The sequence below is a fragment of the Stenotrophomonas sp. STEN023 genome (genome assembly GCF_056760135.1).
On the sequence record NZ_JBRREF010000068.1, the window covers coordinates 1 to 26224 of the forward strand.

21 protein-coding genes are annotated in these 26224 nt (G+C 63.1%); 10 read left to right on the forward strand and 11 right to left on the reverse strand.

What is annotated here, in order from left to right:
- Positions 1 to 255 precede the first annotated feature (255 nt).
- On the reverse strand, positions 256 to 1350 hold the full coding sequence (locus ACVOLV_RS16625) for an ABC transporter ATP-binding protein (protein WP_481555355.1): 1095 nt from the start codon (positions 1348 to 1350) through the stop codon (positions 256 to 258).
- A gap of 185 nt (positions 1351 to 1535) precedes the next feature.
- Between ACVOLV_RS16625 and zwf the strand changes: the two genes are divergently transcribed.
- The 5 genes from zwf to eda all read left to right on the forward strand — a co-directional run bounded on the left by zwf (position 1536) and on the right by eda (position 7592).
- A complete protein-coding gene (gene zwf, locus ACVOLV_RS16630) occupies positions 1536 to 3107 on the forward strand; it encodes a glucose-6-phosphate dehydrogenase (RefSeq protein ID WP_481555356.1) in 1572 nt (523 codons plus the stop codon).
- Positions 3104 to 4111, forward strand: coding sequence for a glucokinase (gene glk / locus ACVOLV_RS16635; RefSeq protein WP_481555357.1), 1008 nt, complete (start codon positions 3104 to 3106; stop codon positions 4109 to 4111). Before zwf ends, glk begins: the two co-directional genes overlap by 4 nt.
- Positions 4108 to 4827 carry a 6-phosphogluconolactonase gene (gene pgl / locus ACVOLV_RS16640; protein WP_481555358.1) on the forward strand — a complete coding sequence of 240 codons (720 nt, stop codon included), beginning with the start codon at positions 4108 to 4110 and terminating at the stop codon, positions 4825 to 4827. Before glk ends, pgl begins: the two co-directional genes overlap by 4 nt.
- Positions 4828 to 4969: 142 nt before the next feature.
- A complete protein-coding gene (gene edd, locus ACVOLV_RS16645; RefSeq protein WP_481555359.1) occupies positions 4970 to 6880 on the forward strand; it encodes a phosphogluconate dehydratase in 1911 nt (636 codons plus the stop codon).
- Between the two features lie 52 nt (positions 6881 to 6932).
- A complete protein-coding gene (gene eda, locus ACVOLV_RS16650) occupies positions 6933 to 7592 on the forward strand; it encodes a bifunctional 4-hydroxy-2-oxoglutarate aldolase/2-dehydro-3-deoxy-phosphogluconate aldolase (protein WP_481555360.1) in 660 nt (219 codons plus the stop codon).
- 310 nt (positions 7593 to 7902) lie between these two features.
- On the opposite strand, the gene ACVOLV_RS16655 is transcribed toward eda, so the two are convergent.
- The 10 genes from ACVOLV_RS16655 to ACVOLV_RS16700 all read right to left on the reverse strand — a co-directional run bounded on the left by ACVOLV_RS16655 (position 7903) and on the right by ACVOLV_RS16700 (position 21000).
- The gene (locus tag ACVOLV_RS16655) at positions 7903 to 11052 is read right to left on the reverse strand and encodes a discoidin domain-containing protein (RefSeq protein WP_481555370.1); all 3150 of its coding nucleotides are present in this window, start codon (positions 11050 to 11052) and stop codon (positions 7903 to 7905) included.
- Between the two features lie 126 nt (positions 11053 to 11178).
- On the reverse strand, positions 11179 to 12015 hold the full coding sequence (locus ACVOLV_RS16660) for a carbohydrate ABC transporter permease (protein WP_481555371.1): 837 nt from the start codon (positions 12013 to 12015) through the stop codon (positions 11179 to 11181).
- A gap of 11 nt (positions 12016 to 12026) precedes the next feature.
- Positions 12027 to 12908, reverse strand: coding sequence for a carbohydrate ABC transporter permease (locus ACVOLV_RS16665; RefSeq protein WP_481555361.1), 882 nt, complete (start codon positions 12906 to 12908; stop codon positions 12027 to 12029).
- Positions 12905 to 14179, reverse strand: coding sequence for a sugar ABC transporter substrate-binding protein (locus tag ACVOLV_RS16670; protein WP_481555372.1), 1275 nt, complete (start codon positions 14177 to 14179; stop codon positions 12905 to 12907). The genes ACVOLV_RS16665 and ACVOLV_RS16670 overlap by 4 nt, the downstream gene beginning before the upstream one ends.
- A 13-nt stretch (positions 14180 to 14192) precedes the next feature.
- The gene (locus ACVOLV_RS16675; RefSeq protein WP_481555373.1) at positions 14193 to 15767 is read right to left on the reverse strand and encodes a glucoamylase family protein; all 1575 of its coding nucleotides are present in this window, start codon (positions 15765 to 15767) and stop codon (positions 14193 to 14195) included.
- A gap of 160 nt (positions 15768 to 15927) precedes the next feature.
- Positions 15928 to 18900: a TonB-dependent receptor gene (locus ACVOLV_RS16680; RefSeq protein ID WP_481555362.1), complete on the reverse strand. Its 2973-nt coding sequence runs from the start codon at positions 18898 to 18900 to the stop codon at positions 15928 to 15930.
- Between the two features lie 77 nt (positions 18901 to 18977).
- A complete protein-coding gene (locus ACVOLV_RS16685; protein ID WP_481555363.1) occupies positions 18978 to 19997 on the reverse strand; it encodes a LacI family DNA-binding transcriptional regulator in 1020 nt (339 codons plus the stop codon).
- A gap of 144 nt (positions 19998 to 20141) precedes the next feature.
- Entirely contained in the window at positions 20142 to 20420 is a 279-nt protein-coding gene (locus ACVOLV_RS16690) for a BolA family protein (RefSeq protein ID WP_481555364.1), read from the reverse strand.
- Positions 20417 to 20716 (reverse strand): YciI family protein, encoded by a 300-nt coding sequence (locus tag ACVOLV_RS16695; protein ID WP_481555365.1) that lies wholly within the window; start codon positions 20714 to 20716, stop codon positions 20417 to 20419. The genes ACVOLV_RS16690 and ACVOLV_RS16695 overlap by 4 nt, the downstream gene beginning before the upstream one ends.
- A gap of 80 nt (positions 20717 to 20796) precedes the next feature.
- The gene (locus ACVOLV_RS16700; protein ID WP_481555366.1) at positions 20797 to 21000 is read right to left on the reverse strand and encodes a hypothetical protein; all 204 of its coding nucleotides are present in this window, start codon (positions 20998 to 21000) and stop codon (positions 20797 to 20799) included.
- Positions 21001 to 21067: 67 nt separating this feature from the next.
- Between ACVOLV_RS16700 and ACVOLV_RS16705 the strand changes: the two genes are divergently transcribed.
- The 5 genes from ACVOLV_RS16705 to ACVOLV_RS16725 all read left to right on the forward strand — a co-directional run bounded on the left by ACVOLV_RS16705 (position 21068) and on the right by ACVOLV_RS16725 (position 25809).
- Positions 21068 to 21964 (forward strand): segregation and condensation protein A, encoded by an 897-nt coding sequence (locus ACVOLV_RS16705; protein WP_303746744.1) that lies wholly within the window; start codon positions 21068 to 21070, stop codon positions 21962 to 21964.
- 16 nt (positions 21965 to 21980) lie between these two features.
- A complete protein-coding gene (scpB, locus tag ACVOLV_RS16710) occupies positions 21981 to 22832 on the forward strand; it encodes an SMC-Scp complex subunit ScpB (RefSeq protein WP_481555367.1) in 852 nt (283 codons plus the stop codon).
- Positions 22825 to 24474: a pseudouridine synthase gene (locus ACVOLV_RS16715; RefSeq protein ID WP_481555368.1), complete on the forward strand. Its 1650-nt coding sequence runs from the start codon at positions 22825 to 22827 to the stop codon at positions 24472 to 24474. The genes scpB and ACVOLV_RS16715 overlap by 8 nt, the downstream gene beginning before the upstream one ends.
- 351 nt (positions 24475 to 24825) lie before the next feature.
- The gene (locus tag ACVOLV_RS16720; RefSeq protein WP_481555374.1) at positions 24826 to 25170 is read left to right on the forward strand and encodes a type II toxin-antitoxin system prevent-host-death family antitoxin; all 345 of its coding nucleotides are present in this window, start codon (positions 24826 to 24828) and stop codon (positions 25168 to 25170) included.
- A gap of 3 nt (positions 25171 to 25173) precedes the next feature.
- Positions 25174 to 25809, forward strand: coding sequence for an ATPase (locus tag ACVOLV_RS16725; RefSeq protein ID WP_481555369.1), 636 nt, complete (start codon positions 25174 to 25176; stop codon positions 25807 to 25809).
- Positions 25810 to 26224 lie beyond the last annotated feature (415 nt).

Consider the following 26224-nt stretch of genomic DNA (forward strand, 5'->3'; position numbering starts at 1 on the left):
GCCATGCTCGGCAGGGGCTCTACCGGTAAGGCCTCTGCCGAGCATGGCTCGGCACTACAACCGCGATGTCGGCCAGTGTTGTGGGAGCGGCGTAAGCCGCGAAACCACCACTCCACAAATAGCCAAGAGCGTTACCCCTCCCCAGCCCTCCCCTTGCCTGCAGCAAAGGGAGGGAGCAAAACGTAGTGCCGAGCCATGCTCGGCTGGGGCATTGCCGGGAAAGGCTCTGCCCAGCATGGCTCGGCACTGCATGAGTCAGGTCACCGCTTCGATGCGACCGCCGCTGGCCGCATCAAAAAAGTGCAGCTTCGATGCGTTCACCTCAACTGCAATCTCCTGCCCAACCTGCGGCAGTTGCTGCGGCGGCACCCGCATGATCAACGCCTGCTCGCCATAGCGCAGATTGACGAAAATCTCGTTGCCCACCGGCTCCACACCTTCGATGCGCGCTTTGAATGCCGCCGCACCATTGCCAGGCTGCAGATGCTCAGGCCGTACGCCGACCACCAGCGGCTTGCCAAACCACTCCGCATCCAGTGACACAGCGCCGAGCGCCACCTCGGCACCCTCGTCCAGCTGCAGCACAGCCAAACCTGCTTCATCACGTCGCAATTGGCCACGCAGCATGTTCATCGCTGGGCTACCAAGAAAACCTGCAACAAACAGATTGACCGGCTTGTCGTACAGCGCCATCGGCGTATCAATCTGCTGGATCACACCTTCGCTGAGTACGACGATGCGTTGACCCAGCGTCATCGCCTCCACCTGGTCGTGGGTGACGTAGATCATCGTGGTGCCCAGCTTGCGATGCAGCTGCGCGATCTCGGTACGCACCGAGTGACGCAGCTTCGCATCCAGATTGGACAGCGGCTCATCCAGCAGGAACACTTCCGGCTCACGCACCAAGGCACGACCAAGCGCAACGCGCTGGCGCTGGCCACCGGACATCGCGCGCGGCAGCTTGTCCAGCATCGAGGTCAGGCCCAGCGAATCGGCGGCATCCTGTACGCGACGCTGCACTTCGGCCTTGTCATGCCCACGCAGCTTCAAACCAAAGCCCAGGTTCTCGGCCACGGTCATATGCGGGTAGAGCGCGTAGTTCTGGAACACCATCGCGATGTCCCGATCCTTCGGCGCCACGTCATTCACCACCCGCTCGCCGATCCGCAGGCTACCAGCGCTGATCTCCTCCAGCCCCGCCACCATTCGCAGCAGTGTGGACTTGCCACAGCCTGACGGCCCCACCAGCACCATCAACTCGCCATCAGCGATATCGAAACTGGCCCCGGCCACGGCGACCTGCCCGTTGTCATACACCTTGCGCACACTGTCGAATTGAACCTTGGCCATCACTACCTCGTTGCGAGTCGAAACCTGAAGCTGCGGAACACTTGCGTTACAGCAAGAGAACAGTTTCCTGCAATCGTATACATCCGAAACATTGTGCACGGTAAGCATATTCATATGGCACCATCACAGCCGCCCTTACATGGCACCTGCGCTCCGCTGCACGGACCTGCTCCCGCCCTCGCGGCATGCTGCAATGCACAAGCCCAGGCTGCCTACGCCCGCCCCCTCGCGCCGATGGACGCGGACGTCCCAATCACGGCGCAGGCCTTGAAGACGAACAATTGACAACGATGTCATCCGCACCCGAAACTCGTGCCATGCACGACACCCTCTTCCTGTTCGGTGCCACAGGCGATCTGGCCCAGCGTTATCTGTTTCCGTCCCTGCTACGCCTGCTTGGCGACGGTCTACTGCCGGAAGATTTCCGCGTGCGCGCCCTGGCCTTGTCACCGCATGACACCGAGAAATTCCGCGACCTGCTGCGCCCACGCCTGGAAGCGGCGATGCCGCATGCCAGCCAGGAGGACATCGGCAACCTGCTCAACCGCATCGACTACCGTTCGGTGGACCTGCGCAACGCCGAGTCGGTGGCCGAGGCGGTCAAGGATCTGGTGCACCGCAAGTGCGTCAGCTATCTGGCGATCCCGCCGGGCCTGTACATCTCAACCTGTGAAGGCTTGGCACTGGGCGGCGCCTTGGCTGCACCCAACCGGCTGATGCTGGAGAAGCCGATCGGTTCGGACAGCGACAGCGCCGAAGAGATCCTGCAGTCGATCGGCAAGCTGGTCGACGAAGACCGCGTGTTCCGCCTGGACCATTATCTCGGCAAGGCCGCGGTGCAGAACCTGATGGCGCTGCGCTTCGGCAACACCTTGCTGGAAGCGGTATGGAACCGTAACTACATCGCCTCGGTTCACATCCTGGTTGCCGAAAGCGACGGCGTGGATGGCCGTGACTCCTATTACTCGCGCTCCGGCGCCCTGCGCGACATGGTCCAGAGCCATATCCTGCAGCTGCTGTGCCTGGTGGCGATGGAGCCACCAGCATCGCTGGAAGCCGACCGCATCCGCGACGAAAAGGTGAAGGTGCTGCGCGCCCTGCGCCCGCTCGATGCCAAGCACGCGGCCAAGGACAGCGTGCGCGGTCGCTACACCGCCGGCACCATCAATGGCCAGCCGGCGCAGGCCTACCAGCCGCCGGAAGGCAGCGAGGCTGAGACCTTTGTCGGCGTCACCGCGCATATCGACAACTGGCGCTGGGCCGGCGTGCCGTTCCATCTGGTTACCGGCAAGCGCCTGCCCGAGCGCACCACCCGCATCGAGGTCAACCTCAAGCCGGTGACGCATTGGCTGTTTGAACGCCCTGACCGCAAGAACGCCACTCCAAACCGCCTGACCTTCCAGCTGCAGCCGCAGGAGAACATCCAGCTCGGCTTGATGAGCTCGCTGGCCGGCCCGGAATGGGGCGCGCTGGAACTGCAGCCGCTGGAACTCGAACTCTCCGTTCCCACTGGCCTACACCGCCGCATCGCCTATGAGCGCCTGTTCCTGGACGCATTCAACGGCAACCACGCCTTGTTCGTCCGCGACGATGAAGTGCGCGCTGCCTGGGCCTGGATCGACAGCGTCAGCGATGCCTGGAAGGCAGCCGACCTGCCGATGGAGCCCTACCCGGCCGGCGGCTGGGGGCCGCAGCTGGCACAGGACTTCCTGCCCGAATCCATCGCCGCCGAAGCAGGTCCGGAGCAGGGGCTGTGAGCCCCAGCACCAACCTGGTACTGGTAGCCGATATTGGTGGCACCAACGCGCGCTTCGCGCTGGCCGATCGCTCGGCCGCCATCCCCCTGGATCAGAGCAGCATCGACGAGTATCCGGTGGCGCAGTTCGCGTCACTGGCCGATGCCGCCGCACACTACCTGCAGCAGCGCGGTGCGAGCGCCACCAGCGGGGTGTTCGCGGTAGCTGGCCGGGTCGATGGTGACGAAGCACGCATCACCAACCATCCGTGGGTGATTTCGCGTTCGCGCACGGCCGAACAGCTCGGTTTCGAACAGCTGCACCTGATCAACGACTTCGTCGCCCAGGCCATGTCGATTGCCCTGCTCAGCGTCGACGATGTGGTGCAGATTGGCGGCGCTGGCTGGCAACCCGCCGCTGAGGGCGAATCGCGCAATTACTGCGTGCTCGGCCCTGGCACCGGGCTGGGTGTTGGTGGCCTGGTGGTGCGTGACGGTCGCAATTACCCGCTGGCCACCGAGGGCGGCCATGCCGGTTTTGCACCGAACTCACCAGAACAGATCCGCATCCTGGAAATCCTCTCGGCACAGTTCGGCCGGGTTTCCAACGAGCGCCTGGTCTGCGGCCCCGGCCTGGTCAACATCCATCGCGCCATCTGCGAGATAGCCGGTACTGATCCGGGCCTGCTGCAACCGGCCGAGGTCAGCGCACGCGCCGCCGAAGGTGATGCACTGGCCAGCCGTGCGGTTGAAGTATTCCTGGAAATCTTCGGCGCAGTCGCCGGTGATGCGGTGCTGGTGCAGGGCGCCTGGGACGGCGTGTTCCTGACCGGCGGCCTCGTCCCGCGCCTGTTGCAGCAGCTGCAGCACTCCGGCTTCCGCCAACGCTTTGAAAGCAAGGGCCGGTTTGCCGCGACCATGTCGCAGATTCCTTCAATGGCCATCATCCACCCCTGCCCCGGGCTGCTTGGTGCTGCCGCCTACGCGCTGGACATGCAGCGCGCCAATTCTGGAGTGACCGCATGAACGCCGCTGTTTCCGACCGCATCACACTTGTCCGCCATGCTGACGAAGAGGCCTGGACCGAAGGTGTCGCCAAGGAAATGGCAGCGCTGTTGAGTGCGGAAATCGAGCAGCGCGGGCGAGCGCGCATGCTGCTGTCCGGTGGTACCACGCCGGCTCCCATCTACGAACTATTGTCCGATCAGGGCCTGGAGTGGGCGCGGGTTGAGGTTGGCCTGGCCGACGAACGCTGGCTCTCGCCGCAGGACAAGGACAGCAACGCCTGGCTGGTACGCGACAGCTTCCTGCGCCATGCCGAAGGTGCGCATTTTGATCCACTGGTCCGCGTTGGCCTGCCCATCGCCGAATGCGTGCACACCGCCAATCTGCTCGCCACCCATTCGCAGCCGGCCTGTCTGGTGGTGCTGGGCATGGGCAACGACGGCCATACCGCCTCGCTGTTCCCAGGCTCGCCCGACCTGCCGCAGGTACTGCAGAGCAAGCACCCTTATGCGGCATTGGATGCTACCGGCTGCCCGGTCGCCAAGAACTGGTCCCTGCGCATCACCCTGACCCCACACGGTTTGGCAGCGGCCGGTGAGCGTCTGCTGCTGCTACGTGGCAAGCAGAAGTTGGAAGTCCTCAATGCAGCGCTCGCTTCCGGCGATGTACACAGCTACCCGATCCTTGCTGCGATCAATGCGCCCGGCAACAAGCTGCGCGTGCATTGGGCACCTTGAAACGGAGAGTACGAGACCGGGAGTGGAAACGGAAAACCCTTGTTCCCCCCCCATTTCCCGCGGGCTGAGCGGGCCATGAGTCCATCGCCCGAACAGAACTAAACATCGCCAGCCCCTATTTCACATTCGCAGCCATAGAGCCATGCATCCTAAAATCCAAGCCATCACCGATCGCATCCGCCAGCGCAGCGCTCCGTCGCGCGCGGCTTATCTGGCCGGGATCGATGCCGCGCTGCGCGAAGGTCCGTTCCGCGCACGCCTGAGCTGCGGCAATCTGGCTCATGCTTACGCTGCCTGCGGCCCAACCGACAAAGGCCGCCTGCGCGGCGACGTGACGCCCAACCTAGGCATCATCACTTCGTACAACGACATGTTGTCGGCGCACCAGCCGTTCGAGAATTACCCGCAACTGATCCGCGAGGCTGCCCGCGAGCTTGGCGCAACCGCGCAGGTTGCCGGTGCAGTGCCGGCGATGTGCGACGGCGTCACCCAGGGCCGTGGCGGCATGGAACTGTCGTTGTTCTCGCGTGATGTCATCGCGCAGGCAACGGCGATCGGCCTCAGCCATGACATGTTCGACACCACCATCTATCTGGGCGTGTGCGACAAGATCGTGCCGGGCCTGCTGATCGGCGCCCTCGCCTTCGGCCACCTGCCAGCGGTGTTCGTGCCGGCCGGACCAATGACCCCGGGCATCCCGAACAAGAAGAAGGCAGAAGTCCGCGAGCGCTACGCCGCCGGTGAGGCCAGCCGCGAAGAGCTGCTGGAAGCCGAGTCGGCCTCCTACCACGGCCCGGGCACCTGTACTTTCTATGGCACTGCCAATTCCAACCAGGTATTGCTGGAAGCGATGGGCGTGCAGCTGCCCGGCGCGTCATTCGTCAATCCGGAACTGCCACTGCGCGACGCGCTGACCCGCGCCGCCACCGCACGCGCTCTGGAAATCAGCGCGCTCGGCGATGACTTCCGTCCGTTCGGCCGCGTGATCGACGAGCGCGCCATCGTCAACGCCGTGGTCGCTTTGATGGCGACCGGCGGCTCCACCAATCACACCATCCACTGGATCGCCGTCGCGCGCGCCGCCGGCATTGTGTTGACCTGGGATGACATGGACGAGCTGTCGCAGATCGTGCCACTGCTCGCGCGCGTCTACCCGAACGGCGAAGCCGACGTGAACCGTTTTGCCGCCGCTGGCGGCCCTGGCTTCGTATTCCGCGAGCTGATGGACGCCGGCCTGATGCACGCCGATGCAACCACGATTGCCGAAGGTGGCATGCGCACCTTCGCGCAGGAGCCGCGCCTCACTGATGGCAAGGTCACTTATGTGCCCGCCGCCGAACTCAGCGGCGACGAAGAAGTGGTTCGGCCGGCCTCCAATCCGTTCGAGGCCCAGGGCGGCCTGCGCCTGCTGCGCGGCAATATCGGTCGCTCCTTGATCAAGCTGTCGGCAGTGAAGCCGCAGTACCGCACCATCGAAGCGCCGGCCGTGGTCGTCGACGCACCGCAGGTGTTGAACAAGTTGCACGCTGCCGGCGCCTTGCCGCAGGACTTCGTCGCGGTGGTTCGCTACCAGGGGCCGCGTTCCAACGGCATGCCGGAACTGCATTCGCTGGCACCGCTGCTCGGCCTGTTGCAGAACCAGGGCCGGCGCGTCGCGCTGGTCACCGATGGCCGCCTGTCCGGTGCCTCCGGCAAGATTCCTGCCGCCATCCACGTCACCCCGGAAGCCGCGCGCGGCGGCCCGATCGCACGCATCCGCGAAGGCGACATCATTCGTCTGGATGGTGAAGCAGGGACCCTGGAAGTACTGGTCGACGCCGCCGAGTGGGCTGCACGCGGCATTGCCGCCAACACCGCGCCAGCCGGCTCGGACATGGGCCGCAACCTGTTTGCGATGAACCGCCGCATCGTTGGCCCGGCTGATCAGGGCGCGATCTCGATCTCCTGCGGCCCGGCCCGTCCGGACGGCAGCCTGTGGGACTACGACGCCGAATACGAACTCGGCCACGACCACGCTGCCGCCGCCGCCCCGCACGAAGCCAACGACGCCTGAGATCCGGGACTCTGGACTTGATATCCGCGAACACGTTTTCAATGAGGACACCATGAGCATTGCCCAATACCAGGACCGAGCCGAGCAGCTGTTGACCGCTGCAGGCATCCTGCCGGTAGTCACCGTGCACACCCTCGATCAGGCGCGCGCCGTCAGCGCAGCCCTGCTCGAAGGTGGCCTGCCCGCGATTGAACTGACCCTGCGCACGCCGGTAGCAATGGAAGCGCTGGCCATGCTCAAGCGCGAGCTGCCGGATGTGGTGGTAGGCGCCGGCACCGTGCTGACCGTCGAACAGATGCAGCGCTCGATCGATGCCGGTGCCGACTTCATCGTTACCCCGGGTACGCCTGCGCATATGGCCGATGCCCTGGCAGCAGCGCCGCTACCGGTGGTTCCGGGCGCCGCTTCGCCAACCGAGCTGCTGGAACTGGTTGCACGCGGCTTCCGCATCTGCAAGCTGTTCCCCGCCACCGCCGTGGGCGGCCTGGCGATGATCAAGGGCGTTGCCGGTCCGATTCCCGAGCTCAAGCTCTGCCCCACCGGCGGTATCACCGAAGCCACCGCAGGCGACTACCTGGCGCAGAAGAATGTGGTCTGCATCGGCGGCTCGTGGATGGTGCAGGACAGCTGGATCCGCAACGGCCAATGGGACGAAGTAAAGAAGTCCGCCGCCGCTGCCGCCGCCATCGTCAAGCAGACCCGGGCCGGCTGACACACCACAACAATTTTGTGGGAGCGGCGTAAGCCGCGAAGCCGGCAGCAAACAAACCACCTGCATCCAATCCCCAAGGCTTCGGCACGGATGCAGGTGCTGGTGATGCGTCGCCCGTAAGAATCGTCAGCTTCGCGGCTTACGCCGCTCCTACAGGCGTTTTCGGGAACGCGCCTGCCGAGCATGGCTCGGCACTACAGCCGGGCAAAGGACGGCTGCTGCGTTTGTTTTCTCAGATCCGACGGAAGTTCTTCCTCTCCCTCTCGTCGACTGGCCTGCGCCTCGGCATTCGAGGCGCAGTTTTTAATTCTCAGCGTTTGCTGCGCTCACTGCGCCGCAGTTCGGCAGGAATCTCGATCTCGACCTTGGCCGGCAAGCTGCCGATATGCAGCTCGTTGCCGAGCCAGTGTGCCGGTTCGCCATTGACGGACGCTTCTCCGGGCGTGCCTTCATAAGGCCATTGCAGCAACAGCCCGGCCGCCGGCAGGCGCAGGCCTTCCGATACCTGCAGGGTCAGCTGCTTGTCACTGCGCTGCAGCGAGTAACTCAACATTCCGTGCGAGGTATTCAAGTTCTCGATGGCGATGCCCTTGCCGGTCAACCAGCCCGCGGGTACGCCGGCCGCCAGCACGATCGGCCCATCGACATCACGCTCGTAGGCGAACATGTCCAAGGCCGAGCGCACGAAATCGGATGCCACCCAGGCATGTGGCAGATCGCCTACAAAGAAAGGCTGGCGCGGGGTAGAAGACACCACTTCTGCCCATTGATTCCATGCCGGCGGTGCGCGGTCCTTGAAGAAGAACTCGGTTGCTTCCCAGGCCCGCGCACGCCAGCCCAGGCGCACGAAGGCGCTGACGTTGCGCCATTCGTACGGCGTGTAATCCTTCCATTGGCGCTTGCCATCGCGGCGCGCAACGAAATGTTGCCAGTAGCGCTCAAAGGTATTGCCCAGGGCCGGCTGCGGCAACCTGCCCTGCTCGCCACCCGGTGCCAATGCAATGGTGGTGGAAGTTGCATCAAAGTCACCCAGCTCCACCGAACCGGGCAGGTAGTCGATCTTGTGCGAGGCCATTGCCGCGCGCAGCGAGTCGTCCAGATCCTGGCGGAACTGGTCGCGCGACGCGGCCATCGTCAGCGCTTCGGTTTCCAATCCCAGGGCGGCCGCCATGTCGGCAGCATCCTTGTAACCGCGCAGCGCCCAGAAATTATCCCAGTACGAATGCACCGGCTTGGCCGAATAGCCTTCGTGGCTGATCGATGCCGGCATCATGCCGTAGAAGCCTGCGTTGCGCGCACGGTTCTCCTCGGTGCGCTCGCTCAGGCGCAGCTGCTCCATGTAGTTCCACGCCATCTGCACGTGCGGCCACATCTGCTGCAGGAAGGCAGTGTCTCCGGTATGCCGCCAGTACTCGGCGATGGTGTAGATCAACTCTCCATGGCTGTCGTTCTCCGGCACCGGGTCGCTGCCGCGTGCATCCACGCAGCACGGCACCATGCCGCTCTCGAACTGATACGGCGCATACCAATCCACGTACTGGCGCACCGCATCGGCGCGGCCCATCCGCAACAGGCCTTCGGAAATCATCGCGCCATCACGGATCCAGCTGCGCGCGTAGGAACGCGTGCCTGGCTGCAGGCTAGGCCCAACCCGCGAGATCAGCATATGTGCCAACGCGGTGCGCAGCGTATTGGCCAACGGCTGGCCCGCGTCCGGCACGCGCAACTTGAGTTGATCGAGCTTTTGCCGCCACATCGCGGCGACCTGCTGCTGCGCCTTGTCGGCATCGAATCTGGCCGGCATCTGCCAGGTGCCGGTCTGTGGCATCACCAGCACCACTTCGCGGCTTTGTCCCGGCTCCAGCTTCCAGTTGTAGACCAAGGCGCCCGATGCCAGCCCGGTGGCATCGCGGACTTCCTGCGTGCCCGGCAAGCTCTTGTCGGCCAGATGGGTGACATCCAGCTTGCTGTCGAAACTGCTGGCAAAGCCGGCGTCGGCCGGAAGCGAGGTATACACACGCGGCTGGCCATTGACGCTTATCTGACCTGTCCGCACCGCCAGGTTGTCGATGCGACTGACGCCGCCGACGGTATTGAGGAACTGGCTGGGCGGATTCACCTGGAACGGCCGTACCGCCAGCGCCAATCGGTACTCGTGTGCCACTTTGTCGGTATTGCGCAGTTCGTAGCGCGCGACCAGCTGCGCCTGTTCCGGCCGCCCCTGCACGAAGCCGCTGACGTTCAAGCCGAACCGCTCGTGCTGCCATGCCACCACAGGCATCGGCAGATAGCCGTCCAACAAGCTCTGGCTGGACTTCACTTCCGCCCAGCCGATCACCTTGCCATCCAGCACCACGAACGGCTCGATGCTGAAACCGCCCTTCATCGCTTCCAGCGCGCCATCCTCGCTGATCAGCGCCTGCTCGCGGCCGCCATCAAGGCCGAGAATCGTCCAGTACGGTTGCTCGCCGCTGAAGCCTCGCGGCAGGGAGCCGCGCGGCAGATCCGCTGCTATCGAACGGATGAAATCATTCGGTGTATTCGCGAACGACAAGGGCTTGAGGCTGATATCACGGATGCCATAACGCCAGTTGGGACCATCAACCAGATCAAAGCGCAGATACCGCGCCTCGGTCTCCGGCAATGCCAACCAATCCCTGCCGCCGTTGCCGCTGGTGACTTCTCGCAACGTCTTCCAGTCGCGACCATCTGTGGACGAACGCACCACATAGCGCGACGCTTCCAATCCCGGCGCCCACTGCACCACTGCGCCACCGAATTCGCGCACCTTGCCCAGATCCAGACTGACGGTCTGCTGCTTGACGCCGCCACTGATCCACAACGTATCCGGCTTGCCGTCGGCGATGCGCTGCTGCAGGGCGGTCGCGGTATCGGCGATCACGGTGGTGGTCAACGCCGAGTTGTCTTCTTTCGGCAGCGGCTGCAAGGTCAGCTGGTCGAAGCACACCGTGCCACGGCCACCGACCTTGCTGTAGATGGTGAATTCCACCGCCGCGCTGCGGCGCAGGGTCTTGTCCTGGTCTGGCCCCCAGGCTTTTTCGATATGCCGCTTGCGGTAGCTGATGCGGGTCCAGCTCTTGGGGAAATTGAAACCGGGACGATTGACCCACCAGACGTTGTCGCCACTGGCATCAACCAGTTTGAACTGCAGGTCGTTGGCCGGTGAATCACCGCGCAGGTCGAAGGACAACTGGTAGTTCTCCGGCCAGGTCACATCCACCGGCCGGCGGATGCCGACATAGCCGGAGACTTCATGGAAGTCATAGTCCAGGCACAGCGCACGACCGTTGTTGCCGGCAACCGGACGCAAGGAGCCACTGACCTGCGGCGAGGTGATCAACTGCCACGCGGCAATATCGTCGAACTTGGCCAGCACGGCAGCGCTGGCCGGCTGCACCCACGCCAGCAGCAAACCCAGCAGACCGATCGCATAACGCATATTCATCACCAGAATCCTGATTCACCATCGGCAACAGCAGCCGGATTTTCGCAAAGTTCGACGCCATTCGCGGCGGTTTGTTTCGTTTGGAAGTGCAGCCACAGCCCGCTTGCGGGCTGCGCTGCATCAGCCCTTGACGCTGCCCAGCAGCAGGCCCTGGATGTAGTAACGCTGCAGCACCAGGAACAACAACAGCACCGGCAACACCGTCACCACCGCGCCGGCCATCATCATTTCCACGTCCATGATGTGCTCGCGCGACAAACTGGCCAGCGCCACCGGCAAGGTGTAATGCTCCTGGTCGGTCAACACGATCAAGGGCCACATGAAATCGTTCCATGCGCCCATGAAGGTAAAGATCGCCAAGGTCACCAGCACCGGCTTGAGCATCGGCAGCACGATCTGGAAGAAGATCCGCGCCTCGCTGGCACCGTCGATACGCGCAGCCTCCAGCAACTCATCCGGAATCGAGCGTGCGTACTGGCGTACCAGGAAGATGCCGAACACACTCGCCAGCGCAGGAACCACCACGCCAGCAAAGGTATTCACCAGGCCCATCTGCTTCATCAGCAGGAACAGCGGCAGCATCGCCACCTGCGCCGGAATGACCAACGCGGCCAACAACATCTGGAACAGCCGCTCACGGCCAGCAAAGCGCAGCTTGGCAAATGCATAACCGGCCAGTGTGTTGAACAGCAGCGAGCCTAAGGTGATCGCAATCGACACCAACAAACTGTTGACGAAGTTGTTGCCCATGCCGGTGCGGGCAAACAGAGCCTGGTAGTTGGCCAGCGTGGTGTGTGCGGGCAGCAACGGCGGCGGGAACTGCGATGCCTGCCCGCTGGGCATGAACGACACCGACAGCATCCACGCCAACGGTGCCAGGCTGATCACCGCCAACAGCAACAACCCGCCGTTCACCCACCACGCATGCCAGCGCGACTGCCCTATTTCTCTGCTGATACCGACCCGACTCATACCAGCTCCCTGCGCTTGCCAAAGCGCAACATCAGCGTGGTCACCGCCAGGATGATAAGGAACAACAGGAAGGCCACGGCCGAGGCCCGGCCAAGGTTCCACCACTTGAAGCCTTCCTCGAACATGAAGTACAGCACGCTCACCGTGCTTTGCAGCGGGTCACCGCGGGTCATCACATAGGGCTCGGCAAACAACTGGAAGTAGCCAGACACGGTGATCACGCCGACCACCAACAGCACCGGCCCCAACATCGGCAAGGTGATATGCAGGAACTGCTGCCAACGCGTTGCACCGTCAATCCGCGCCGCCTCGTACAAGTCCTTGGGAATCGCCTGCAGGCCAGCCAGGAAGATCACCATGTTGTAGCCGAAGTTCTTCCACACCGCGAAGCCGATGATGGTCGGCATCGCCCAGTTCGGGTCGCCGAGCCAGTCGATCGGATTGATGCCAACCTGCCCCAATCCCCAGTTCACCAGCCCGTAGCGGGTGTGGAACAGATAGCGCCAGATCACTGCCACCGCTACCAAGGTGGTCACCACCGGCGCGAACAGCGCGGTGCGGAACAGCGCCTTGAAGCGCGAGGCCGGGGCGTTGAGCAGCAGTGCAGCACCCAGCGAAACGCCTATCGACAAGGGCACACCGGCCACAACGAAGTAGGCGGTATTACCCAGCGATTTCCAGAACATCGGCGTCTGCAGCAGGTCGATGTAATTGCCCAGGCCGTTGAAGCGCAGGTTGTGCGGATCGGCCAAGGCGTAGAGATCGAAATCGGTCAGGCTCAAGGCCAGCGCCGACAGCACCGGCAGGCCGAAGAACACCCCAATCACGATCAGCGCCGGTGCAGCGAAGATCCAGCCGGCCAACGAACCACGCTTCATGGTGCCGCCTTGGCGGCTGAGCCAGCCTGCTGTTCAACGATCCAGCGGCGCTTGGCAAGGATGTCATCCACCTGCTGGTCCAACTGCTGCACCGCCTTGTCCTGCGGCAAGCCGCCACGCACCACCTGCTCGGTGACCACCCGCATCTGCTGGGCAATGCGTTCCCACTCCAATACCTTGGGTGTGGGCTTGACGCGTTCGAGCTGGTCGGCGAATGCGGCGGTCAGCGGATCGTCCCGAAGCTCCGGCGAGTCCCAGGCGCTGCGGCGCGGCGGCAAGTCACCAATGATCTTGTAGAAACGCTGCTGGATTGCCGGCCGCGACAGAAACTCGATCAGCTTCCACGCCGCCTCTTTCTTCTGCGAAGAACGGAACACCACCAGACTGGTGCCGCCGGCAATGCCTGCGCCCAGCCCATCAGGACCAGGCAGCGGCGTTGCGCCCCACTCGCCCTCCAGTCCGGGCGGCTGGCGCTGGCGGAACTCGCGGATGTTCCATGGGCCCGACAGATAGAACGCGGTGAAGCCACGGAAGAATTCATCCCATACGTTTGAAATCTGGGTTTCGGACATCTTTGGCGCCCAGCCCTGCTCGAACATATTGTCGTAGAAGGCCAGCGTGCGGCGGAAACCCGCGCTGCGGAAGTTGCCGCGGGTATCGCCATCGCGCAGCAGCGCATCCTCCTGCTGCAACGCGAATGACAGCTGCGGCTCGAACTCATTCAAAGGCATCAGCACCGGATAGCCGCGCGTGCCCATGACCTTCTTCAGCGCCGCGTTCATCTGCTCCCATTCGGCCCAGGTCTTCGGTGGCTGCGTGTAGCCGGCCTGGCGCAGCAGGTCCTTGCGATAGAACAGCAGACGTGTATCCACGTACCACGGAATGCCAACCAACTCGCCATTGACGACATTGGTATCCCATATGCCGGAAAAGTAGTCGTGCTGATCGATGACCGCCGACGCATCGACAAGCGGTTGCAGCGGCGTCAGCGTTTGCAGCGTTGCGAACTCGGCGATCCAGGTATTGCCGAGCTGGCAGACATCGGGCAAGCCATCAGCCGCATACGCCGTCAACAGCTTCTCGTGCGCCGCTGTCCACGGAATGTTCTGCACATCAACGTGGATGCCCGGGTTTTCCGCCTCGAATTCGCGCACCAGTTCGCCGACCACCTCGGCCTCGCGGCCCATCGCCCAGAACCGCAAGGTGGTGCCCTGCTCCGGCTTGGCACAGCCCGCGAGCAACAACAGCAACAGCATCGACAGCGCGCGCATCATTGACCGCGCATCACTGCTTCTTGACCGCAGGTGCAGCCGGCTGCTCGCTGGCCGCCTTCTGCTCGGCCGCTGCCGCAGCGCGCGACTCGGCAATACCCGACGCGCGTGCCGAAGCGGCCTGCTCATCCTTCTGCAACGGCTGGAAGCTGTCTTCCGGCGCCAACCAGCCGCCAGTAAAACCAGCCCGCTCCAAACCCTTGCGGATGTACGGGTTCTTCTTCATCACCTCCCACACGAACTCATCGCGGTAGTTGGCGATGCCGGCCAGGATCGGGCCCTGATCGATGGCGATGTAATCGCTGGCCACCCAGCCGCGCTCCGGAATCAACCGCCCGGTCTTGAGCGGGATGTCGTAGCCGAAGCTGGGGTTGAAGGAATCCAGGAAGCCATAGCTGGAGTACAGGTAGTCGCCGTAGCGCTTGTGCATTTCCACCGTGGCCGGGATCACGACTTCCGGTGCGAACGGCAACGAGGAGATCGCTGCCGATGGCACGATGGTGCCGTCATCGAAGTTCTCGCGCAGGCCTGCACCACGCGCCGAGTAATGGCGGAACTGGCGCTGCTCACCCTTGTATTCCTGGGTGGTGTTCTGCGGCCCGTCGCCGGCGGTCAAACCCCAGACATTGGCGCTGTAATCCTTCCATTGCATCGGGTTCTCAATCGCATATTCGCGTTGCGCCAAGGTGGCGCGGCGGCTGTTGAGGAAATAGTCGATGCCACGCTCACGCATGTACGGGTCCTGGATATCGCGAAAATCGATCCAGACATGACTGTATTGATGGCCGAACAGCGGCCCAAACGACAGGTACTCCTGCCCTTGGTATACACCCCAATCGTTGTCATAGGTCCGCGTCCACACTGTCCACGCGTCAGGCTCGACCGGATGTGTCGGCGAACCGAGCGCCAACACGTACAGCATCATCGCTTCGTTGTAGCCCATCCAGTCGTGCTGGATGAAGCCACTCTCCGGGAACCAGCCCATCGACACCAGCGGCTTGTTGCGTTGCAACCATTGCCAGTCGACGCGCTTGTAGATGGTATCGGCAATCTGCCGGATCTCCTTCTCGCGCGGATCGTCCTGGTCGTAGTAGCTCTGTGCAAACAACACGCCCATCAGCAGCAGTGCGGTATCGACGCTGGAGAGTTCCACCCAGCTGTCGTAGCGGCGACCCTGCTGCATGTCGAGGAAGTGGTAGTAAAAGCCCTTGTAAGCACCCTTTCCGGTGCGCTGCGGACCGCTGGGCAGGTCGCGGAAGAACTTCAACGTGACCAGCGTGCGCTCCACCGCCTGGCTGCGGCTTACCCAGCCGTTCTCGATACCGATCGGATAGGACGTCAGCGCAAAACCCACCGAAGCGATGCTGGCAAACGGCCGCGACGGATAGCGATCCGGCGTCAGCCCGTTCTGTTCGTTGGTGGTATCCCAGAAGAACTGGAAAGTACGCCGCTCGATGTCGTCGAACAACGGCGGCAGTTCCGGCTTCATCGGGCGCGGCGGCAGGTCCGCCTCAATCAGGATCACCTGCGGCAATACCTTCGGCATCGGCGGCTCCGGCGCCTTGCCACAGCCTCCCAACAACGCCAGCCCGATACCGGCGAGAACACAGGCCAACAACTGCGGGGTACGTGACTTGCTCAAGGCGACATCCATCTAGAGAACACAGCAGCACATTCACGGAGCAAAGGCGTGCTGCATATAGGAAAGGTCCCGGCCTTCGATCATGAGGTGACCGGGACCCATACGTTTACCAATCCAAGCCAAACGACAGCTTGACCGTCCGCGTGGGAAGCAGCTGTTCAGTAGTCCTGGGATCAGCGTCACCCGGGGCGCGGAACCAGCGCGGATAGTTGTAATTGACCCAATCGAACAGGTTCAACACATCAAGGCGCACCTTCAGGCCCAGATCCGTGCCGGTGTCCCAGCGCTTCTGCAGGGCCACGTCCAAGGATTTGTAGCCCAGCGTGTTCTTGGGCACTACCTGGTCCTGTTCGTCGCACACGTCCCAACCAGACGAACAATTCGTGCCATACCAAGGCGTCGGAGTGGCCAGGGTAAGCTTGCCGGAAGCGGTGATGCCAAAGCCGACGTCACCTACGCCGGTCAACACCAGGCGATGCTTGGGAACACCGCCCGCGCGGCTCCAGCCGTAACCGGCCAAGCTCGGGTAGTGCAACGCATAGTGCTCGCCCGACTCCCGGTTCTCCTCGGCATCGGTATACGTGTAAGCCAACGTCGCCCCCCATCGCGAGGCGTTGGTATACGGTTTCTCCAAGCTGACCAACAGCGAGTTGGCGCGTGTCTCCAGCCCGTTCATGCCAAGGATCAGGCTATTGTTCCCCGGCACACCGGCACCCCAGGGAATGCTCAAGGTCCCGGGATTGTGGAAGCTGCCATCAGGATTGCGGTTGCCAAGCATGTAGACGAAACCGTCCTTGCTCACCACCCTGGAAATGGCAACCGACGAATTCCATTCCTGGCCCCACAGCTCGAAAATGTCCCTGATACCGATGCTGAACTGATCCGAGTACGGCGACTTCAGGTCATTGCGCAGCATCGTGATTTCGCGACCGGGCGTTGCGCTGGCCAAGGCCGCAAGCGCGCCGGGCTGGAGGTAGGCAGGATCCCAAGCCAAACAGTTGCCGACACCAACCGTACACGGATGCGCTGCCGTATTGAAGTTCAGTTCGTTCTCCGGGAAGGACTGCTTGTTGCGCTCCAGCGACAGCCAGTCAAACAGATTCCGATCATAGGAGCGGCCAGCACCACCGAACACCACATGGCGCTGGTCGCCAGTCAAATCGTAGGAAAAACCGACTCTTGGCTGCCAGGCCCTCTTGAAGTCACTTCGATTGGAGCCCGTAGCAATGTAATCGCCCAGATTGATACCACCCAGCGCCAGCGTCTGCGCATAGGTCTGCACGCCATTGCCACGCGGGTCGACCGCGTTCAACGCTGCCAGCGTCGCTACCGGTGTCTGGTAATCGGTGTAGGCAGGATTGCGCTCGTAGTCCCAGCGCAGGCCAAGGTTGAGCAGCAATCGATCCGTCACCTGCCAATCATCCTGCAGGTAGATACCGAACTGTTTTGCATTGGTCTTCAGGGTGCCGTCGCCAATCCCTGCAAACGCACCGCCAAACGTCACGTGATACGGGACGTTGAGCTCTCCTGCCCTGACGTCATAGTGAAACTGCGGGTTGTAGAAACTGCGCTCGGTAACACTCAGGTCCACGTCCTTGTACTTGAAACCCATCTTTACGGTGTGATCTTCCCAACCGCTGAAGGTCAGATCATTCTGCAAGGCCAAGCCTTTCTGCCCCTTGTCCTGGAAGTCACCGCCAGAACCGGCCTGCAGCACTACATCACGCCAGTTGGAACCATCCACCAGAATGTAGCCCGGCCCAATGCTGCGCGGACGCGGCCCCCAGGAGGTGTCTTCATAGGTGATATGGGCGTCGTTCAACCAGTCGCCGAAGGTAAGCTGGTAGCGCAGGTCGAGCCGATCATCGGTATTTTCCCGATCCGTGCCATGTTCGAAGGAATTGCTGCCGCCAGCGGCGATCTCAGCCACTTCGTCGCGGCGCTTGGCGGTCAGCTCGACCAGATGGTTGTCTCCCGGCTGCCAGCTCAACTTGCCGAAATACAGATCTTCCTTGAACTGCTGGCTGCCTGGCAGCAACAGATCCTGGAATTGTGCGGGAAGGGTGGCGGCGGTGTATCCACGACCAGGCGTCATCGTATACGGACGCATCTGCTCCTTCGATTCATAGGTAACGAAGAAGTGCAGCCTGTCCTTCACGATCGGGCCGCCCCAGGCAGCGCCATAGTGTTCTTCGGAAAAATCAGTCTCCGGGCCACCAGCGCGCTCTGCCAACGTCTTGCTGCGCCAGTTGTTGGTGAAGCGATCCCAGAAAAAACTCCCCTTGAATTCGTTGGTACCGCTTTTCGTCACCGCCACGACCGCTGCACTGCTGATCTGATCGTACTCAGCTTTGTAGTTCGAGGTGATCACCTTGTATTCGCCGATCGCCAGCTGCGGGAACGGGTTACCGGAGGACGTGTCCTGACCGCTTACGCCACCTTGCAGGACATAGTTCTTCTGACCAACACCATCAATGAAGACATTGATGTTATTTGCGCTCTGGGCGCCACCACGCAGACTGGTAAAACCACTGTTGTCCTGGGTGAACTGCATGCCAGGAACCGTGTCGGCAAAGGCAAGGAAATTACGCGTCCCCTGCGGCAAGGCTTCGATCTGCTTGCTGCTGATATAGGTCGCGATCTCTGATGTGCGGGTCTCTACCGCCGATTGCGCGGTTACCTGCACGGCATCCAGGGTAGTGGCCGGGCCGCTGGCCGTTTCCGCCACGCCGCCAACCCCCAGATTGACCGTGGCCGTCTGCCCTACCTGAACCGTGATGTTCTGAGTGCTGGTCTTGCCGCCAGCGCTCACATTGATCCGATAGGTACCCGGCGGCAGACCGGCCAACGAATAGGTGCCACTGCCGTTGCTTTGTACGCTGCGGCTCAGACCCGTAGCGATATTCGTCGCCGTGACCTGCGCCTGCGCGGCAGGGCTCGAGTCGGCCATCACTTGACCACGAATGGTGGCACTGGTGCTTTGCGCGAACGCGGGTGCGGCACCCAACAGCAGGCAACCGACAAGCGCGCTACTGAGCAGCTTGCGCGTTGGTGTGAATTTCCGAGCATTTTTGTTCATTTTCGTCCTCTCCCAAGGCGACGGCACCTGGCCGTGAAGAACATGTATGTGAGCAAGCGTCCCGGTCTGACGCCGGGTCAAAGGAAGTCGCAGGCGGTGGTTGAGTCACGTACCACCAAGGTTGGAACCAGCGTTACAGCAGGCGTTGCCTGCGCCTCACCGCTATCGATCATCTGCACCAGCTGCAGCATCGCCCGCTCGCCCAGCTCGGCGATGCTCACCTGCATCGTCGTCAAAGAAGGGTGAACAAAGCGCGCCAAAGGAATGTCGTCAAAGCCGGCCAATGCCACCTGCGCGGGCACTTTCACCTCTGCCTGCGAGAACGCATACAGGCAGCCCAAGGCCATCATGTCGTTGGCGGCAAACACCGCATCGGGCAGTTCGGAACCCGCCAACAGCGCCAAACCGGCCTGATGACCGGAGGCTTCATCAAAATTACCCGGCAGCTCGATGGCTTCAACTTTGCCGTCGAATGCCGCCATCGCCTCGCGGAAACCAAGCAGGCGTTGTTGCGCATCGTGGTTGTGTTCCGGGCCGCCGATGAAGGCAATACGGCGATGCCCGCCTTCAAGCAGGTGTCGGGTCATGCTCAGCGCACCGGCATGGTCATCGATGCTGAAAACCGGATAGCGTGCCTCGGCCAACGGCGTGTTGATCAACACCGTCGGCAGCGCAGGGGGCAGATTGTCGACCAGGAAATCGGAATCGCCTGCATACGGCGACAGCACCAACAGACCATCAACGCGCCCACGCATGGCCTGCAACACCGAACCTTGCTGTTGCTGGTCACCGTGATAGCTGGACACCAACAGATGCCGCCGATGGGCGCTGGCCACACCGTCAATGCCGCGCATCAACTCGGAGAAAAACTCGCCGTACAGGTCGGGAAGTACCACACCGACTGTCTGGGTACTGCGGCTGCTCAGGCTGCGGGCTGCCGCATGCGGGGTGTAACGCAGCCGACTGGCAACTTCCAGCACCAGCTTGCGGACCGGCGCGGCGACATTGTCATGGCCGTTGAGGGCGCGTGACACGGTTGCGACGGAGACATTCGCCTCACGGGCAACATCCTTGATCGTTATTGCCGACTTCGCCACTGGCCTACCCACCGCAGTACAGGGTCGGCCGGACTGTAAACGTTTTCAATCGCATTTGTAAACAGTTCGTTAGCTCGATTTGACCCACCTGGACAGCGCCTGTCCGGACAGTTTCCACAGGAACCTGGCAATGACCCATCCCGTTCAGCCAGCCCCGTCCAGCTCCTGTGGCGTCAGCGCCTTGATCGACAAGGCATGGATATCCGTCTCCATCATCTCGCCGAGTGCGGCATACACCGCCCGGTGGCGGGCAAGCGGCGCCTTGCCGGAGAAGGCCTCGCTGACCACCAGGACCTTGAAATGGCCGCGTCCATCGCTGGCGCCGGCATGGCCGGCGTGGCGATGGCTGTCATCCTTCACTTCCAGCTGCTGCGGCGCAAAAGCGGCCTGCAGGGCAGTCTGGATCCGCTCGACCCGGCTCATGGCAACACCTTCCGGAAGGGGCGGACTTCCACGCGCGTATAGACCCCGGCGGCCACATACGGGTCGGCATCGGCCCAGGCCCGCGCTGCTGCCAGGTCCTCGAAACTGGCGATCACCACGCTGCCACTGAAGCCGGCCGGACCTGGGTCTTCCGCGTCAACCGCAGGACACGGGCCAGCCAAAAGCAGCCGCCCCTGGTCAAGCAGTGTCTGCAATCGCGCCAGATGCGCCCCGCGCGCCTGCAGCCGCGCCGCCAGCACATCCTCACCGTCATAGCCCTCGATTACGTACCACACTGGCCTTTCTCCGCTTGTCTGCTGAATGGAAGGATGCCAAGTCTAGCGTCACAAGGCTGGACACCGCCCTGTCCGGGCGATTACTCTTTAGTCCATTGCACGCAGCCGGCCAGTAGCCGCCCGGTGCGGTAGCGGGTCAGGCCCGCCACCCAACCACCGGAGCGCAGCACTTCCCGGGCCGCGTAGACGACCTCCTCGTAATGACGTTGCTGCTGATCCTGCGGCGCGCCTTGTTGTTCATGTGTGGAAGCGCGCCAAACAAGCGCGAGTAGCTCGTAATACATGGGCTGGAATGCTCCCGGGCGGGAACCTGGGACGTATCCGGCTCGCAATACCCCGAATGTCGACCTGATGACTTCCGAACTCGCGCACGACGCGAACCCGCCAGCGCAGCATCCCTTACCTCAGCAGCAGGAAATGCCGCTGGCGATGGTGCATGGCCAACCGGTACTGCAGATCCCACAGGATCTGTACATCCCACCGGATGCATTGGAAGTCATCCTCGACGCCTTCGAGGGCCCGTTGGACCTGCTGCTTTACCTGATCCGCCGGCAGAACCTGGACATCCTGGATATCCCGGTCGCCGAGATCACCAAGCAGTACGTGGAATACATCAATGTCATGCAGGAGCTGCGCTTTGAACTGGCAGCGGAGTACTTGGTGATGGCGGCGATTCTTGCTGAAGTGAAGTCGCGGATGCTGTTGCCGCGCCCACCCAGCATCGAGGGCGAAGAAGCAGATCCGCGTGCCGAGCTGGTACGTCGCCTGCAGGAATACGAACGCTTCAAACAGGCCGCCGAGGACATCGACAGCCTGCCCCGGCAAGACCGCGACACCAGTCTGGCGCACGCCTTCGTGCCGGAGCGGGTGCTGGTCAAGGCACCACCGCCGGTGGAACTGAAGGAAATGCTGCTGGCGCTGCATGACGTACTCAAGCGCGCCGAGCTGTTCAGCGGCCACGCGATCAAACGCGAGGCACTGAGTGTGCGGCAGCGCATGGGCGATGTGCTCAGCTTGCTGGAAGGCGACAAGTTCTACCGTTTTGAAAGCCTGTTCACCGCCGAAGAAGGCAAGCTCGGCGTCCTGGTCACCTTCCTGGCAGTGCTGGAGCTGGCCAAGGAGCAACTGCTCGACATCGTGCAGGAAGCCCCGCTCGCACCGATTTATGTGAAGTCCCTGGCCACTGGCAACACCAACGCACCGCTGCAGTTCTCCAGCGAGTTCGATGACGCTGATACCCCCGCCTGAGCAACCGACCCAACGCATGGATCAACCGCTGATCAACCGCATTGTCGAAGGCGCCCTGCTTGCTTCCAGCCAGCCGGTCACCTTGGCGCAACTGCAGGGACTGTTTCCCGAAGATGAGCCGGCGCCGCCGGGCAGCATCGAACGGGCATTGGAACTGCTGCGCGAAGGCTGTGCCGGACGCGGCGTGGAACTGACAGAAGTGGCCTCAGGCTACCGCTACCAGATCACCAGCGAAGTGCATGGCTGGGTGTCGCGGCTGTGGACCGAACGCAAGACCCGTTACACCCGTGCCACCCTGGAAACACTGGCGCTGATCGCCTACCGCCAGCCCATCACCCGCGGCGAGATCGAGCAGGTGCGCGGCGTGGCAGTAAGCAGCAACATCATCCAGGCACTGGAAGAGCGCGAGTGGATCCGGGTCATCGGCCACCGTGACGTACCCGGCAAGCCGGCCTTGTTCGGCACCACCAAGGGCTTCCTGGATTACTTCGGGCTCAAGCGCCTGGACGAACTACCGCCGCTGTCCGAACTGCGCGACATCGGCGAGCTGGAACCGCAATTACCGCTGGATGGCGACGGCCAACCAGCTGCCCCGCTGGCTGCTGGTGCCGCCTCGCCGCAAGGCCTGGATGCCGCCAACGACAGCGACCCCATACCCGCAGCTACGCCAGAATCCCCGGATTCGAACGCAGCAGCATCCAACACCGCCTTCACCGGCGAACCCGACGCCGCGCCGGGAGAGCGCGCGGCGGAAGTGGAACAAACTGAAAACAACGCCGTCGCGACGACGACCGTGGCTGTTGATGTAGCCGATTCCGAACCAGAGGCCGACGCGGAAAACGCCGGCCGGAGCCAAACAGATGAGTGACACCCCGCGTAAACCCTCGTTGAACAAGCTCTCGCTCAAGCGCGAAGCCGACACCGAACAGCAGCCCAAGCTCGAAGAGCGCCTGCACAAGGTTCTGGCGCAAGCCGGCCTGGGCTCGCGCCGCGCGCTTGAACAGCGCATCGCCGACGGCCTGGTCAAGGTCAATGGCGAAGTCGCCAAGACCGGCATGTCGATCAAGAGCGGCGACAAGATCGACCTCGATGGCCGCAGCTTTGTCGCCAGCGCGCTGACCGACCCGTCGCGCGTGCTGATCTACAACAAGCCCGAAGGCGAAGTCACCACGCGTGACGATCCCGAAGGCCGCCCGACCGTATTCGAAGCGCTGCCGCCGTTGAAGGGCGCACGCTGGATCGCCATCGGCCGCCTCGACATCAACACCACCGGCCTGCTGCTGGCTACCACCGACGGTGAGCTCGCCAACGCGATGATGCACCCGTCGTTCGAAGTCGAGCGCGAGTACGTGGTGCGCGTGCGTGCACCGGAAGGCGAAGAGAAGGTCTCCGACGAGATCATAGAGCGCCTTGGCCGCGGCGTGCTGCTGGAAGACGGCGGCGCCAAGTTCGACGAAGTCGAACGCATTGGCGGCACCGATTCGCACGACTGGTTCCGTGTGGTCGTCAAGGAAGGCCGCAACCGCGAAGTGCGCCGCCTGTGGGAATCACAGGGCTGCCAGGTCAGCCGCCTGAAGCGCACCCGCTACGGCAAGATCGAGCTGCCGCGCGAACTGATGCGCGGCAAGTCGGTGGAACTGACCACCCAGCAGGTTGACGCGCTGCGCGCCCAGCTCAAGCTGGAAGAAGGCACCCCGTCGGCCCTGACCCTGCAGCCGGTGATCGGCCAGCGCAAGGCAGTCAAGACCACCCTGCGCGTTTCCCGCGAAGGCAGCCGCGGCAACGCCTACGTCAACGGCCACAACAGTGCCGACGAAGGCCGCGAACTGCGCCGCTTCGACAACGTGCGCGAAGACCGCGGCGGCCGTGGCCGTGGCGGCAAGAGCGGCGGCGGCTTCAAGGGCGGCCTGACGGTCAGCGGCGAAGCCGCAGCCAAGCAGTCGCAGAAGCCTTTCAAGCAGCGCAAGCCCGCTGGCGACCGCAGCCTGCCGGAAGGCAACCCGGCTGCGTTCCGCACCTGGTATGTGCCGGACGGTGTCAGCACCGGTCCGAGCGGCCACCGCAATGCAGGTCCGGGCGCAGCACGCGGCCCAGGCGGCAACCGTGGTCCGGTTCGCGGCCCGGCCGCCGATGGCCAGGCCCGTCCCTACGGCAAGCCGCGTCCGGGCGGCGCTCCTGGCGCCAGCCGTGGCGGCCCTGGCCAGGGCCGTCCGCAGGGCGGTGCCGGCCACGGCGCGAGCCAGGGTCAGGGCCAGGGCCAGCGCAAGCACCCGTATGGCCACCCGGGCAATGCTCCGAGCTTCCCCTCTGACCACGCCAACCCGGGCTTCAGCCCCTACGGCGCACGTCCGGCCGGTGGCCGTCCGAGCGGCGGCAACCGTGGCCCCGGCGGCCCCGGCGGTCGTCCGTCAGGCCCGCGCCCGGGCGGTAACCGTCCCGGTGGCGCAGGTCGCCCGGGTGGTGGCGGTCGTCCCGGCGGCGGTGGCAACCGCGGCCCGCGCGGCGCCTGATCCAAGGCGCTGACAAGGCTCCCCCAAGGCAGCCATGCAGCAACAGAACGCCCGGTGCAACGCACCGGGCGTTTTTGCTTGAAAAGCCACCCATTCACGGCGAGAAGGGCAGCTGGCGACCATTGGCTCGCTACTCATGCAACACCGCTTCGCCCGCGTAGAGGCCCGCGCACGCAACGGGGGAACGTGAGGGTGCCTTTGTGGCTTCAGCGGCAGGACCTCGGCCGAACTACAGGCCACTCCTCAAATCTCACTCGACCCCAACCAAGTCACCTGAATAAATAGAAATAGAAATTTCCCATTTAGAGAAATTTGGTATATTTTCCCAACACCCCAAAACAAACGGCCATGATGGACCTTTCCCTGAACCTGCTGGACCTGGAAAAGACGCCCGCCAGCGACGTCAAGGCCAAGGGCTGGCCTGACCTGATGCGCAAGGTCGCCAAGCTGGGGGCGGTGGTGGTCACCAACCACAATCACCCGCAGGCGGTGGTGGTCTCTGCCGAGGAATACCAGCGCCTGGTTGCGCAGGCCACAGGCACATCGGAGGCGGCGCAGCGCGCGCAGTCGCTCAAGCGGTTACAGAACGAGTTCGATGCGCACCTGGCGGTGCTCAACGATGGCCAGGCACTGTCCAAAGCCTTGAACCGCCCTGCCCGTCGCGGCCTGAAGATCGTCCCGGGCAAGTCACTCTGACCAATGGCACGTATCCTGGTACTGGCCGGCGTCAATGGCGCGGGCAAAAGCTCGTTGCTTGGCATGATGCTGGCGCACGACGGCGCCACCTGGTTCAACCCCGATGCCTTCACCCGGCAACTGGTGGAGCAGGACTGGCCGTTGGCAGAGGCCAATGCAACCGCATGGCAGGAAGGCACCCGGCGTCTACGCGAGGCGATGCAGTCCAATCAGGACTACGCTTTCGAGACCACGCTGGGTGCCAACACCATTCCGAAGTTGTTGCGCGAAGCCTGCGACCAGCATGAGGTGATAGTGTGGTTCTGCGGACTGGAAAGCGTCGAGCTGCACCTGCAGCGGGTTGCCGAACGCGTTGCCGCAGGCGGCCATGACATCCCCGAAGACAAGATCCGCCAGCGCTACGACAGCTCGCGCCTCAACCTGATCGAGCTGCTGCCGCACCTGACGACGCTGCACGTTTACGACAACAGTCGGCCACCGGATGCTGATGGCCTCGTGGAACCCTTGGTGGTGCTGGAAGTTGACAGGGGTCGCATCCTCTGCCCGGTCAGCCAGGAAGAGTTCGCACAGGTGCCCGAATGGGCCAAATCAGTGGTGTGGGCGGCGCTCAAGGCTTTTCCTGGAGCCAATGAGGACTGAGCCACAACGCCAGGGATTTGCATCCATCGGCAACTGATTTGCACCAGCCTGCCCTGCGTTGGGTTTGAGCATCCAGGCCAATCCGAGAGCGCAGTAAGCGCGACGTCAGTACGCGGAATACCAATGAGTTGCACGCGCGAGGTCGCGCGAAAAGCTCCCCTCATCCGCCCCTGCGGTGCACCTTCTCCCGCAAGCGGGAGAAGGGAGCAGCGCTCGAACCCTGCTTCCTCCGTTGCTTCGGCTCTGGCCGTTGCTTCGGCTCTGGCCATTGCTTCGGCTCTGGCCATTGCTTCGGCTCTGGCCGTTGCTTCGGCTCTGGCCGTTGCTTCGGCTCTGGCCGTTGCTTCGGCTCTGGCCGTTGCTTCGGCTCTGGCCGTTGCTTCGGCTCTGGCCGTTGCTTCGGCTCTGGCCGTTG